Annotated in this window: 14 protein-coding genes; 2 read left to right on the forward strand and 12 right to left on the reverse strand. The window is 47.7% G+C overall.

Going from position 1 to position 13,330, the window contains the following annotated elements; all coding sequences use genetic code 11:
* Positions 1–4: 4 nt before the first annotated feature.
* The 5 genes from recJ to MHH91_RS13850 form a co-directional block, all read right to left on the reverse strand.
* Positions 5–2,362 carry a single-stranded-DNA-specific exonuclease RecJ gene (gene recJ, locus MHH91_RS13830; protein ID WP_014472140.1) on the reverse strand — a complete coding sequence of 786 codons (2,358 nt, stop codon included), beginning with the start codon at positions 2,360–2,362 and terminating at the stop codon, positions 5–7.
* Between the two features lie 55 nt (positions 2,363–2,417).
* A complete protein-coding gene (locus MHH91_RS13835) occupies positions 2,418–2,744 on the reverse strand; it encodes a LapA family protein (protein ID WP_013353033.1) in 327 nt (108 codons plus the stop codon).
* A 63-nt stretch (positions 2,745–2,807) separates the two neighbouring features.
* Positions 2,808–3,305 carry a cation:proton antiporter regulatory subunit gene (locus tag MHH91_RS13840; protein ID WP_013353034.1) on the reverse strand — a complete coding sequence of 166 codons (498 nt, stop codon included), beginning with the start codon at positions 3,303–3,305 and terminating at the stop codon, positions 2,808–2,810.
* 130 nt (positions 3,306–3,435) lie between these two features.
* Positions 3,436–5,655, reverse strand: a complete 2,220-nt coding sequence (secDF, locus tag MHH91_RS13845; protein ID WP_013353035.1) for a protein translocase subunit SecDF — start codon at positions 5,653–5,655, stop codon at positions 3,436–3,438.
* A 36-nt stretch (positions 5,656–5,691) separates the two neighbouring features.
* Positions 5,692–5,988: a post-transcriptional regulator gene (locus tag MHH91_RS13850; RefSeq protein WP_013353036.1), complete on the reverse strand. Its 297-nt coding sequence runs from the start codon at positions 5,986–5,988 to the stop codon at positions 5,692–5,694.
* 114 nt (positions 5,989–6,102) lie between these two features.
* Here MHH91_RS13850 and spoVB point away from each other — a divergent pair, with 114 nt between their 5' ends.
* Positions 6,103–7,659, forward strand: a complete 1,557-nt coding sequence (spoVB, locus tag MHH91_RS13855; protein WP_014472141.1) for a stage V sporulation protein B — start codon at positions 6,103–6,105, stop codon at positions 7,657–7,659.
* A 7-nt stretch (positions 7,660–7,666) separates the two neighbouring features.
* On the opposite strand, the gene MHH91_RS13860 is transcribed toward spoVB, so the two are convergent.
* Positions 7,667–8,323, reverse strand: a complete 657-nt coding sequence (locus MHH91_RS13860) for a DUF421 domain-containing protein (protein ID WP_013353038.1) — start codon at positions 8,321–8,323, stop codon at positions 7,667–7,669.
* A gap of 166 nt (positions 8,324–8,489) precedes the next feature.
* On the opposite strand from MHH91_RS13860, the gene MHH91_RS13865 reads away from it, so the two are divergent.
* Positions 8,490–8,876 (forward strand): TIGR04086 family membrane protein, encoded by a 387-nt coding sequence (locus tag MHH91_RS13865; RefSeq protein ID WP_013353039.1) that lies wholly within the window; start codon positions 8,490–8,492, stop codon positions 8,874–8,876.
* Between the two features lie 52 nt (positions 8,877–8,928).
* On the opposite strand, the gene yajC is transcribed toward MHH91_RS13865, so the two are convergent.
* The 6 genes from yajC to ruvA are packed head-to-tail and all read right to left on the reverse strand — an operon-like array spanning position 8,929 to position 13,261.
* Positions 8,929–9,189 carry a preprotein translocase subunit YajC gene (gene yajC / locus MHH91_RS13870; RefSeq protein WP_003152695.1) on the reverse strand — a complete coding sequence of 87 codons (261 nt, stop codon included), beginning with the start codon at positions 9,187–9,189 and terminating at the stop codon, positions 8,929–8,931.
* 31 nt (positions 9,190–9,220) lie between these two features.
* Positions 9,221–10,366, reverse strand: coding sequence for a tRNA guanosine(34) transglycosylase Tgt (tgt, locus tag MHH91_RS13875; RefSeq protein ID WP_014472142.1), 1,146 nt, complete (start codon positions 10,364–10,366; stop codon positions 9,221–9,223).
* Between the two features lie 27 nt (positions 10,367–10,393).
* Positions 10,394–11,422 carry a tRNA preQ1(34) S-adenosylmethionine ribosyltransferase-isomerase QueA gene (queA, locus tag MHH91_RS13880; protein WP_013353041.1) on the reverse strand — a complete coding sequence of 343 codons (1,029 nt, stop codon included), beginning with the start codon at positions 11,420–11,422 and terminating at the stop codon, positions 10,394–10,396.
* Positions 11,423–11,447: 25 nt separating this feature from the next.
* The gene (locus MHH91_RS13885) at positions 11,448–11,648 is read right to left on the reverse strand and encodes a DUF2905 domain-containing protein (RefSeq protein ID WP_013353042.1); all 201 of its coding nucleotides are present in this window, start codon (positions 11,646–11,648) and stop codon (positions 11,448–11,450) included.
* Positions 11,641–12,645: a Holliday junction branch migration DNA helicase RuvB gene (gene ruvB, locus MHH91_RS13890; protein ID WP_013353043.1), complete on the reverse strand. Its 1,005-nt coding sequence runs from the start codon at positions 12,643–12,645 to the stop codon at positions 11,641–11,643. The genes MHH91_RS13885 and ruvB overlap by 8 nt, the downstream gene beginning before the upstream one ends.
* A 10-nt stretch (positions 12,646–12,655) precedes the next feature.
* A complete protein-coding gene (gene ruvA, locus MHH91_RS13895) occupies positions 12,656–13,261 on the reverse strand; it encodes a Holliday junction branch migration protein RuvA (RefSeq protein WP_003152683.1) in 606 nt (201 codons plus the stop codon).
* Between the last annotated feature and the right edge of the window lie 69 nt (positions 13,262–13,330).

Genomic DNA, 13,330 nt, shown 5'->3' on the forward strand with positions numbered 1-13,330 from the left:
TGTTCTATGTCCTCCTCGTACTTTCATAAGCCTCTGAACCTTGGTTCATCAGCTTATTCAGCCATTCCTTCAGCTCATGGGCTGCGGAATAATTGAGCTTCTGGTCTAATTCCATCAGCTGCTGTTTTACCTGATAGGTTTGCGAATCTGCGAGGTCGCGTTTTTTCGCGCCGCTCACGACAGACAGCACACCATCTTCTATTTTAACAAAACCGAGATCAAAAAACACCTTTGTCATGAAATTGATTGTGTCAATTGACCATCCTCTGTGTCTCGCAAGCTCTGAACCATGCTTGCCTAAGTTAAAAGTGCCCCTTTTCAAGAGAAATGCGTAAAACCACTTGAAGTCATTCCGCGATGGAAATGAGGACAGGAAATGTTCTTCATGATTAATAAAAACAAAATAAATCCGTTCCGGCTTCTTCCCGTCAAGCAAACGCTGGAGGCGGTCCGCTGATGGCGGCACATCCAGAAAAACGGCATACTTTCCGTCAAGCGGAAGAGCTTCTGCTTCGGATTCCGACGTGATCTCAGCCAGCTCACCCGAAAGCTCGGCACGGAGCTTTCGGGCGGTTTTTTCGTTAAAGCTGATGAGCACCCGTTTTTCCTTAGGCAGCGCAGTGACCGTATCTTCCCACATCCGCTTGCCCCTGATATCAAAAAGCTGCCATTCCGGCACCGCAGCATCTTTAATCATCAGCTGGGGTTTCTTTCTGTTGTTCCATTCATTAATAGACATCTCGCCGACAATGGAAATCGTTGATCCGGGAACAATCCCGGCTTCAAGCTCTCCTTTGTTAAAGCCGACGCAGTCGAGAGCGGCGGAATCATTTTTCACCGTCATTTTCACGTGATTTTTATTTGCTCCGATCAGGCGCACCTCATCAAGCACGGCGTTTTCCACCATCACATGAGGTTTAGGGTTTAGCATGCCGAACGGCGACAGCATATTCAATTCTGTAATGCTTTCAACGGTGATGTCTTCGACGCCGCAGACAAGATCAACCTCCTGAACGGGGATAAAATCCTCTTCGGTAAGGGTTTCTTCAGCCATTTGATTCAGCCGATCCCTTAAATCCGCCACATCTTCAGCCTTCAAAGTCATTCCTGCGGCCATCGGATGTCCGCCGAAATGAGGAAGAATGTCTCTGCACTGTGACAGGCTCGTAAAAAGGTTAAAGCCTCTGATGCTTCGCGCCGACCCTTTGGCGATTCCCTGCTCCTCATCCATCCCCAGCACAACAGCGGGCCGGTAAAAGCGTTCAGCCAGCTTCGATGCGACAATACCGACAACTCCCGGATTCCAGCCGGCTTTTGCCACGACAATGGCAGAAGGGTTTCCGCCTTGCTGCTGAACCATTTCAACAGCCTCTTCGGTCATGGTTTTCACCATTTTCTGCCGCTCTTTATTCAGCCGGTCAATATCCGAAGCCAGCTCCTCCGCTTCAAACTGGTCATCGGTCATCAACAGGTGCACCGCGGGATCAGCCTGTTCTATTCTTCCGACGGCATTCAGCCTCGGTGCGACCTGAAACCCGATCGTTTCCTCATCGGCTTGTCCGATATCTCCGCCGGAAAGCTTAATCAGAGCTTTGAGACCCGGCCGATTTGTCGTCCGAAGCCTTTCGATTCCAAGCGACGCTATTAATCTGTTTTCATCATGCAGCGGCACCAGATCAGCAACCGTACCGATCGCCGCCAAGTCCAGCATAGCTTCCGGCAAAGAACCCGTAAGCGCGTGGGCAAGCTTAAACGCCACACCGACGCCGGCCAATTCTTTAAACGGATAGCTGCAGCCCGGCTGCTTCGGGTGGATAATCGCAAATACGTCAGGAAGCTCGGGTCCCGGCTCATGGTGGTCGGTAATAATGACGTCTAAACCGAGCTCTTTTGCGACTTCGGCTTCATGAACGGCGGCGATACCCGTATCCACTGTAATGATGAGCGAAAATCCCCGCTCTTTTATGGAGCGGAAAGCTTGTTCATTCGGGCCGTAGCCTTCTGTGAAACGGTCGGGAATATAAAAGTCAACGTTCGCTGACAGCTGTCTGAGCGCCGTCTGCATCACTGACGTGCTTGTAACGCCGTCTGCATCGTAATCTCCGTAAATCATAATCGGTTCCCCGCGGGAAACCGCCAGCTTTATCCGATCAACTGCTTCCCGCATTCCCTTTAATTCATACGGGTCATAAAAGTCTGCATCCTTTGTATGTAAAAACAGCCTTGCACTTTCGGCAGTATCAAAACCTCTTTTTACAAGCAGCGATGCCACAAGAGGTGTTATGTCCAATTGTTCTGTGAGTGATTTGACCTTTTCCTTATCCGGCTGCTGGATTTCCCAGCGCATTTTTGACGCTAACATAAATTCACCCCTCAACCACCCTATTATACTAGAGCGGACTGAGGGGTTTCAAATGTTATTCTGATCCTTTTTTCTCTTCCAGCATTTCTTCCGGCGGAGCGGCTGGTTTTCTGACGTCCGGATCAGCCGGCAATTCAGCAGCGGATCTGTTTTCTTTCCGCAGCATTTTAATTTCACGCTTCAGCTTCATCACTTGAAATATACCGGCTGAAAACACGATCAGCGCCCCCATTAACACAGAGCCTAAAATGACTAAAATCAGCGGCCATTCAGCGGTTCCGAACAGATAATCAACCTCAACCGCCCGCACGTTAATGACAGCAAAAATGGCGACAATCAGAGTAAATAATAAAGCGAATATAATAGTCCATTGTTTATTCATGCGTCAGCCCCCAATTATTAATTCTTATCTTTTCCCTCATTTTCCTGCGGGTAAACCCCGGGCTCAGGACATCCGGGCCGTTAACTGCTCACGAACCAGCTTTTTCAATCCGCTTCTTTCCCCAGATAAGACGAGGGTGTCCCCTTCTTCAATCACGGTATCAAAGGCGGGAGTCAGCTGTTTTTGCCGGTTTTTCTTCACGATCGCAATTACCTGAACGCCGTATTGTTCCTTGATATCCAAATCTCCGATTGTGCGGCTGACAGCCGGCGCATGAGATTCGGCTTTAAACCACTCAATGACGAGGTCGTCAAGCGCAACTTCCACAGATTCCAGCGCTTTCGGTTTATACGTCATCCCCCCTAAAATAGCGGAGATCTGCCTCGCCTCTTCATCGTTAAATTCAACGGATGCCAAGCACTCGTCATGATCATCCTCATCGAAGTAATAGAGCTCTCTTCTGCCGTCATCATGAAGAATAATACTGATTTTATCGCGATTTTTCGTAATGACTTCGACTTTCTGGCCGATGCCCGGAAGCTCCGACTCACGAACGTTCATAAGAACCCTCCTACATGTTTTTACAGTGATGATTGATTATGTAAGCGTATGTCATTATAGCAAATGCAGGTTTTAAGTTCAATGCAGCTTGAAAAAACAGGCTGTCTTCTGCAAGACAGCCTGTTTCCCATTACTCTTCGATTGATTTTTTCGATTTAAATTCTTTTCCTTTCCATACAAGCCACATCTGTGCGGCGATGTAAAGAGAAGAATAAACACCCGTCAATAAACCTATCAATAAGGCGACGGAGAAGTTTGTAATTGACGATGACCCTAAAATGAGCAGCACGACGACAACAATCACTACGGTTAAGACCGTATTAATCGAGCGTGTAAAGGTTTGCTGCAAGCTCAGATTCACGATGTGTTCCAGATCGGCAAATGACTTCGGCTTGCGCTTTTTCATCTGCTCGCGTATCCGGTCAAATGTAACGATCGTATCATTTATCGAGTAACCGATAATGGTGAGCACAGCGGCGATAAAGGTGACGTCGACCTCCAGCCTTGTAATGCTGAAAAACGCGACGATAAAGAAAGCGTCATACAGCAGGGATACAATTGCGGCGACAGCCATTCTGTACTCAAAACGTATTGACACGTAAATAATGATGCCGATTGATGCAATTGCCACGGCATATAAGGCATTACGGGCCAGCTCTTTTCCGACTGTCGGCGATACCGTGCTGACATTCGGTTCAGCTCCGTATTTGTCCTTAAAGTACGTTTTGATTTCAGCGATCTTTTCTTTAGATGGCTCTCCGACAAACCGGGCCGCGGCGACATGGTTCTCTTTACCTGAGAGCACTACGTTTTCCGGGTCCATGCCGAGAGAGTCAAAGTCTTTTTCAACCTGCTGCGCCGTCAAGGCATGATTGCTCTGCACGTCAATCCGCGCGCCGCTTGCAAAATCGATTCCCAGGTTGAGTTTAAAGATCAGTAAGATGATAATTCCCGCAATAGTCACAGCACTTGAGAAAATAAAGAAGTATTTTCGTTTGCTCGTGAAATCCCATTTTTGGAACGCCGTATGCGGTTCAGTATTTTCATCTGTTTTCTGGATGTCCATAATATGTTTTTTCTTGACGCCGAACCAGCCTTTTTTCCGGTCAAGCCATCTGCTTTCCACAAGAAGGGAGAGCAGGAATCTTGAAAGGAAGACAGCTGTAATAAAGCTTGTCAGAATTGACAAAATCAGCATCGTCGCAAACCCTTTTACAGAGCTTGTCCCGAAAATAAAGAGCACGACCGCTGCGATGATCGTTGTGATATTCGCATCGAAAATCGTCGCAAATGACCGTCTGTTCCCTGAACGGAAAGCCGAGCGGACGGATTTTCCGAGTTTCAGCTCTTCTTTTATCCGTTCATAGGTGATGATATTGGCGTCAACCGCCATCCCTACACCCAAAATGAGGGCCGCGATACCCGGAAGTGTCAGCACCGCCTGCATCCAGTCAAACACTTGAAGCGTAATATACACATATACAGAAAGCGTGATAACCGCAATGAGACCCGGCAGTCTGTAATAAAGCAGCATAAATAAGAAAACAAGTGCAATCCCGATGATGCCGGCCTCTACCGTATCATGTAAAGCCTGCTGTCCGAATTGCGCCCCTACTGAAGTAGAGTATTTTTCGGTCAGTTTCACAGGCAGCGCGCCCGCGTTTAAAATATTGGCCAAGTCCTTTGCTTTTTGAACGGTGAACTGGCCTTCAATTGTGACATCCTTCGTATTTAATTCCTGGCTCACATTCGGAGCGGATACATATTTCGGATGTTTTTTGCCGACTTCTTTTTTAAATGAATCGCCTTTTTGATAATCAAGCCAGATGACGAGCTGATTATTAGGCGCCATTTTCTTGACTTTTTTCGTCACTTCTCCGAACTTGTCCGCATCCTTCAGCTTCACGCTGACAATCGGTTCGTTCGTCGTCGGATCGAAAGTTTGCTTCGCGCCGTTTTCAACGAGATCAGAGCCGTTTAAGAGCTCTTTATCATTCGTGTCCCTGAACGAGAGCTGCGCTTCCGTTGACAGAATTTCGCGCGCCCTGTTCTGATTCGTGACGCCCGCCAGCTGTACGCGGATGCGGTTGTTCCCTTCAATCTGAATGTTCGGCTCGCTTACGCCGAGAACGTTAGCCCGGCGGTTCAGCGCCTGCACCGTGCTGACAAGCACGTCTTTTGTGATTTTATCGCCTTTTTTGACGGGCTGCACATCGTACAGAACTTCAAACCCGCCGCGTAAATCCAATCCTAACGTAATATTTTTGGCAGCCGGCTTTGTAAAATACCCCAGCCCTGTGCCGATCAATAATACGATCAGGAAAAACGCAATCAAGCGTCCTTTTTTCATTATGTATTTCCTCCTTAAACCTATGCCGTCAAATCATTATCTCAGCAGTTCATCCAAAGCTTCCTGACCTTCATCGCTTTCCAGCCAATTAGACGACTTAAAAGCTTCGACGGTTGCATAGTTCATAAAATCGCCAATTTTAACTGATAAAATATCGCCGGCCAATTTATACAGCGGCAGTTCCGTTTTCTGTTTCCACTTTTTATGTATGAGGTATGACCATAAACTCTCATGTTCAACATCATCGTATCCGAGGATTTTGAACTCTTCAAGTTTACTGTACAAAAAAGGCCGCAAATGATCTTTATACATTTCGGCGGGATGTTTCTCCACTGGGCGCTCGCTCCTTTTTCCCTTTTTCTCGAAGACTTGTCATGCTCGGACGACATCGGCGCATATCCTTATTGTATATGATTCCAGGTAGTTTGAGAAGGCAGGGGTTGTAAAATGGCAAAACAGACTTTTTTAAGGGGCACTCTTATTCTCATCACAGCCGGGATGATTACAAGAATGCTCGGCTTTGTCAACCGGGTGGTCATCGCCCGGTTTATCGGTGAAGAAGGGGTCGGATTGTACATGATGGCTGCCCCGACATTTTTCTTGGCCACCACTTTGACCCAATTCGGCCTCCCTGTTGCCATCAGCAAGCTTGTCGCTGAAGCAAGCGCCCGGGGGGACCGGGAAAAAATGAAACATATTTTAGTGATGTCGCTTACCATCACCGGGATATTAAGTCTCATCTTTACGCCGCTGTTTTTATGCTTTGCGCCGATTATGGCCGAAACGATGCTGACTGATCAACGCACGGTTTACCCGCTTTTGGCGATTACGCCCGTCGTGCCGATTATCGCAATCTCCAGCGTGCTGCGCGGTTATTTTCAAGGCAGGCAGAATATGAACCCGCTGGCGTTTTCCCAAGTGCTTGAACAAATTGTGCGGATTTCACTTGTCGCGGTCTGCACGACGGTGTTTCTGCCGTACGGAATTGAATATGCCGCGGCCGGAGCCATGATTTCGTCTGTCATCGGGGAGCTCGCCTCTCTTATTTATTTATTCATTTGTTTCAAGGCCAAAAAAACAATCAGAATCAGAAAACAATTTTTCAAGTCGATTGCAAATGGAAAAGAAACCTTCCGCCAGCTGATGAGCGTGTCGCTTCCGACAACCGGAAGCCGCTTCATCGGAAACTTGTCTTGGTTTTTTGAACCTATTGTCGTCGCGCAGAGCCTTGCGATTGCAGGAGTGGCCACCGCTGCTGCCACCAGCCAGTACGGGGAGCTGACCGGTTTTGCCATGACGGTTTTGACGCTGCCCAGCTTTATAACCTATTCTCTGTCAACAGCGCTTGTTCCTGCGATCAGTGAAGGAATGGAGCAAAAAAAGCTGCAAGTTGTCGAATACCGTCTGGAACAGGCGATGAGGCTGTGTCTTTTAAGCGGGGGCATTTCAGTGGTTATTTTATTCTCTTTCGCTGATGAGCTGATGTCCGTCATGTACGGATCAACGAATGCAGCGGTATTTATTAAAGTGATGGCGCCGTTTTTTCTGCTTTATTATTTTCAGGGGCCCCTTCAAGCGGTGCTGCAGGCGCTTAATTTAGCCGGGGCCGCCATGATGAACAGTTTTATCGGCGCCGCTGTTAAAACAGGCCTTATTTTTGTGCTGGCGACCAGGCCTTCGCTCGGCATTATGGGCTCGGCATTGGCGATTGTGACGGGAATGGTCCTCGTCACCCTGCTGCATGCGGCCACTGTAAGCAAAGTGCTCCCGATCAGCATTAAAATAAAAGAATACGCGCTCTGCTTTGCCGTCATATTCATTTGCGGCTATGTGAGCCGCATTATAAAGCACGCCGTTCATTTTTCAGGGTCAGAGGCTGTTAATCTCACAGGATGGATTGCAATGACCGTGATACTGTACATTGTGCTTCTGCTGATATTCAGGCTGATTAAAAGGGAGGAGCTGATCCGGATTCCGGTCATCGGCCGGTTTGTGATGCGGTGAGTCCGGTTTAAGGCTCCCCTTTTTCATTTTTGATATCAATAAAAAAAGCCCCGTCTGTAAACGTGCAGAATGATATTTCCGAAAGATCGCGATATCCTCTTTTTGCTAAATTTTTTTCGAGCCAGTGTTTGTCTTTCCCGATTCTGTCTAAATGCTCGTTTTGAACGACTCCATCGACAATGAGCGGGGTTTCCAGCTGCTTATCCTTATTGTTTTTCTTTTTGACGATTGACAGTTTTCCTGATGACTCTAAAACGGCGTATGACACGTCAGAAATTCTTTCGATGTTATTTTCCCTCAGCTGCATCAGAAGGTCGTCAAAATTGTAGCGCTGTGATCTCATCGCCCGTTCGTCGATTTTTCCCTGTTTAATGATAGTGGTTGGCTTGCCGTCAAGCAGCTGCCGTATTTTTTGGCTTTTGAGCGAGACAAAAGCAAGGCTTACCTGAATAATCATTAAAATGACAATCGGCACAATGGTATGCAAAAGCTGATCCTCTACATTTTCAATTGCCAAAACCGCTATTTCAGCAATCATAATGGAAACGACAAAATCCAAAATGCTCAGCTCTCCGATTTCCCGCTTTCCCATCAGCCTGAAAATCACAAGAATGATGATGTAAAGCACTATTGTACGAAACGTAATAATGAAAATATCTCCCATATCGCACCTCCAACGGTCATAGCATTTGCCATCCGCTCTGTTTTATGTAAGAAATGAGCTGAACATGATGCTTTTACGTCTAATCCGAACATTCAGAGAATACATTTAGAAAAAGACAGGCTCCGGCTTGTCATATGTCAGGCCGCAGGGCGGGGAGGAGATAAAAATGGAAGAAACAAAACAAGTGGGAAAAGGCGTCTTGTACGGCTTAGTAGCTATCTTTGCAGTGATGCTGCTGACGAGTTTGGCGATTTCACTGTTACTGACGGTCACCTCAATGGAAGAGTCATCTTTCAGCTGGCTGATCACCGCGCTTTCTTTTCTATCTTTATTTGCGGGCGGTTTTATTTCCGGCGGCAAAGCGAAAGAAAAAGGCTGGATGATCGGAGCGTTAACCGCCGTTTGTTTCTCGTTAATCATCTTGCTGTTTCAATATTTAGGGTTCGGAAAAACGTTTACATCCGGGCAGCTTTTGTTTCACCTCGGCTTTTTGGGAGTCAGTATGCTGGGCGGGATTTTCGGAGTGAATTTGAAAGGAAGCAGATCAGCGTAATAAAAAAAAGAGCGGATTCTCCGCTCTTTTTTAGTATGTATGAGCTTCGCTGTTACTCAGCGGAAGCTTCTCTGATTGCGCGGCGGTCAAAAGTTAAACGGGTGTTATCACCTGTTTTAATGACGACCTTGCTCTCATCAATTGAATCAACAGTGCCGTGCAATCCTCCGATTGTCACCACTGAATCTCCTTTTTTCAGCTCTTCCTGCATCTGGCGTACAGCCTTCTGCTGCTTTTGCTGCGGACGGATGAGCAGGAAATAAAGCACTGCAAACATTAAAATAATAGGAACGATTGTACCTAAAGTACCCATCTGTTTCCCTCCTTTCAAAAATGGTTTTTATTTAGAAGCTTTTCGCATTTGGCTTATTATAGCCGTAACGCTCAAAGAACTCTTCTCGGAAATCACCAAGACGATCCTCCCGGATAGCTTGTCTGACCTGCTCCATTAAGTGTAACAGAAAATGAAGGTTATGGTAAGTTGTTAATCGAATTCCAAACGTTTCATTACAGCGGATCAAATGTCTGATGTAAGCGCGGGAGTAATTTTTGCATGTATGGCAGCTGCACTCTTCGTCAATCGGACGGAAATCGCGCTCATATTTGGCATTTTTCATATTCAGGCGCCCTTCACTCGTGAACACCGTGCCGTTTCGGGCAATCCGGGTCGGCAGCACGCAGTCAAACATATCAACGCCGCGGATGGCGCCGTCAATTAAGGCATCCGGTGAACCCACACCCATTAAATATCTCGGCTTGTCCTTCGGTAAAAGCGGAGTTGTAAACTCAAGCACTCTGTTCATGACGTGCTTCGGCTCGCCGACAGATAATCCGCCTATGGCATAGCCCGGAAAATCAAGCGAAACCAAGTCTTTGGCACTTTGTGTCCGCAAGTCTTCGTACTCTCCGCCCTGTACGATTCCGAACAGCCCCTGCTCATCAGAGCGTCCGTGCGCCTTCAGGCAGCGTTCGGCCCAGCGGCTGGTCCGTTCCACAGAGCGCTTCATGTAATCATACTCTGCCGGGTACGGAGGGCATTCATCAAACGCCATCATGATATCGGAACCGAGGGCGTTTTGAATTTCCATCGCTTTTTCCGGAGATAAAAACAGCTTGTCTCCGTTTAAGTGATTGCGGAAATGAACGCCTTCTTCTTCTATATTACGAAACTTACTTAATGAAAAGACCTGAAAACCGCCGGAATCCGTTAAAATCGCGCGGTCCCAGTTCATAAACTGATGAAGCCCGCCTGCTTCTTTTACGATGTCATGTCCCGGGCGGAGCCATAAATGGTACGTATTGCTTAAAATAATACCCGCATCCATAGATTTCAGCTCGTCCGGAGACATCGTCTTCACCGTAGCAAGCGTGCCGACCGGCATAAATACAGGCGTCTCAAAGGAGCCGTGGGGCGTATGAACTCTGCCCAGACGCGCTCCCGTTTGTTTGCATTCCTTTATAAATTCATAACGTATCGGTTGTTCAGCCATTTTGTATGAGGCCTCCTGTCATTCAAATTAGATAATCAGCATGGCGTCGCCAAAGCTGAAGAAACGATATTCCTCTTCTACCGCATGACGGTAGGCGGAAAGCACATGCTCTCTGCCGGCAAGCGCAGAAACAAGCATGATAAGCGAGGATTTCGGCAGATGAAAATTAGTGATCATGCCGTCAATCGCTTTAAATTCATATCCCGGATAAATGAAGATGGACGTCCAGCCGCTTGAAGCGGTGAATACGCCGTCATGCTCGCCGGCAATGGTTTCAAGGGTGCGCGTTGATGTCGTTCCGACCGACACGATGCGTCCGCCCGCCTTTCTGACCTCATTTAAAGAGGCGGCGGTTTCTTCCGTCATTTCATAAAATTCCGCATGCATGTTATGCTCTTCCACATCATCCGCACTGACTGGGCGGAAAGTGCCGAGCCCCACGTGAAGGGTGATAAATTCAATCCGCACGCCCTTTTGCTTCAGCTCGTCCAGGATCTCTTCCGTAAAATGAAGTCCGGCCGTCGGGGCGGCGGCAGAACCGATTTCTTTTGAAAAGACGGTCTGATACCGCTCTTTATCATCAAGCTGCTCTTTAATATAAGGAGGCAGCGGCATTTCACCGAGAGATTCAAGCACTTCATAAAAAATCCCGTCGTACCGGAATTTTATTTTTCGGCCGCCATGATCAAGCTCCTCCGTACAGACCGCTGTCAGCCGGCCGTCGCCAAATGTCAGAATCGTACCTTTTCTTACGCGTTTCGCCGGCTTTACGAGCGTTTCCCATGTATCGTTTTCTTCCTGTTTTAATAAAAGGAGCTCCACTTTCGCTCCCGTATCTTCTTTTGTGCCGAATAATCTGGCGGGCAGCACACGGGTATTGTTCAAAACGAGACAATCCCCTTCTTTAAAAAAGCTGACAATCTCTTTAAATGAACTGTCCGTCAGTCCGCCCGTCTGTTTGTCAAGCACCATCAGCCGCGATGCGTCACGCTCTTTCAGCGGCACTTGGGCAATGAGGCGTTCAGGCAGTTCAAAATCAAATAAATCGACTTTCATCATTTCACCTTTATTCTGTCTATTGTTATTTCATTCTGCCGAAAAAATTGAGCAGAATGGATAGTATCACACTGATCACAATACAAGTGACAACGGGAAAGAAAAATGTGACATTTCCCTTCTTAACGAAAATATCTCCGGGCAGCCTTCCGACAAAGTGCCAGACTGCGCCGACAATAAGCAAAACAGCACCGAGAACCATGAGAATCTTCGGAAATTCAGTCACAGGCGGGTGCCTCCAATCGAAAATGCTCATACACAGCCGGGGTCACGACCCGTCCTCTCGGCGTCCTTTGGAGAAATCCGATCTGAAGCAGATACGGTTCGTACACATCCTCTATTGTATGCGGTTCTTCACCGATTGTCGCGGAAATCGTATCAAGGCCGACGGGACCGCCGCTGAATTTTTCAATCATGCCCATCAGCAGCTTATGGTCAATATGGTCAAGGCCGAGTGCGTCGACTTGAAGACGTTCGAGCGCGTCGTGAGCGATTTCTTCCGTGATGCGGCTGTCACCTAGCACTTGGGCAAAATCTCTCACCCTTCTGAGAAGCCGGTTTGCAACCCGCGGCGTTCCCCTTGACCGTCTGGCGATTTCCAAAGCCGGGGCTTCTTCGATTTCAACTTCGAATACTTCAGCCGTTCTTGACACGATATCTGTCAGTTCTTCCTGCGTATAGTATTCAAGGCGGGACAGCACCCCGAACCGGTCTCTGAGCGGCGCGGTCAATAAGCCGACCCTGGTCGTCGCTCCTACCAGCGTAAAAGGCGGAAGGTCAAGGCGGACGGAGCGGGCGGACGGGCCTTTTCCAATAACGATATCAAGGCAGAAGTCCTCCATCGCCGGGTACAGCACTTCTTCGATTGACCGGTTCAGTCTGTGAATTTCGTCTATAAACAGCACATCCCCGGGTTCGAGCGCCGTCAGAATGGCTGCCAAGTCTCCCGGTCTTTCGATAGCGGGGCCTGACGTCGTCCGCATCTCCACACCCATCTCATTGGCCACGATAGACGCGAGCGTTGTTTTTCCGAGACCCGGAGGCCCGTATAAAAGAACGTGGTCAAGCGTTTCCTGCCTCATTTTCGCCGCATCGATAAACACGCGCAGATTTTCTTTTACCTTCTGCTGCCCGATGTACTGGGCGAGGTTCTGCGGCCTGAGGCTTTGCTCGATTATTGATTCATGGCTGTCTGCTTCACTTGAAACGAGCCGTTCATCCATGAACATCACCTTACTTTAATAATTTTTGCAATGCTTTTTTCACATATTGGTCTGTTGAAAGCGCCGTTTCCTCTTTTAAGTGAGGAAGCACTTTTTTAATTTCTTTTTCGGCGTAGCCGAGTACCCTGAGCGCTTCAAGCGCCTCATCAAGCGCCGTTTCAGCCTCTTGTTTTTCAATGCGCGCTTCATGATTGAACAGGTTGTCAATCATTTCAGGCACGACATCGGCCAGTTTGCCTTTCAAATCAAGAATAATCTGCCGTGCCGTTTTTTTGCCCACACCAGGAAATTTCACCAAAAAGGCTTCATCTTCCTGTTCGATCGCTTCGATGACGGCTCCCGGATCACCGGAACCGAGAATGGCGAGCGCCCCTTTCGGACCGATGCCGGTGACATTCAGCAGCTTTGTGAAAAGCGCTTTTTCTTCCCGGGTTGAAAAGCCATACAAAGAAAAGGCGTCTTCTTTTATATGATGATACGTAAAAATGGTCTCTTGATTGCTTACCTTATAAATAAACGGATTCGGAGTGAAGACCTGATAGCCGATCCCGCCGTTTTCAATCACGATGTATTGGGGCGATACGTAATCAATCGTCCCCTTCACGAATTCAATCACACCTATTCACCTCTTTGACTGCTTATCATTGTAACACAAAAACAGCCAAAGTCTTATAGAAAAGTTAAC

The organism is Bacillus sp. FSL K6-2819 (assembly GCF_038008305.1).
In the GTDB taxonomy this organism is placed as follows: Bacteria; Bacillota; Bacilli; order Bacillales; family Bacillaceae; genus Bacillus; species Bacillus amyloliquefaciens.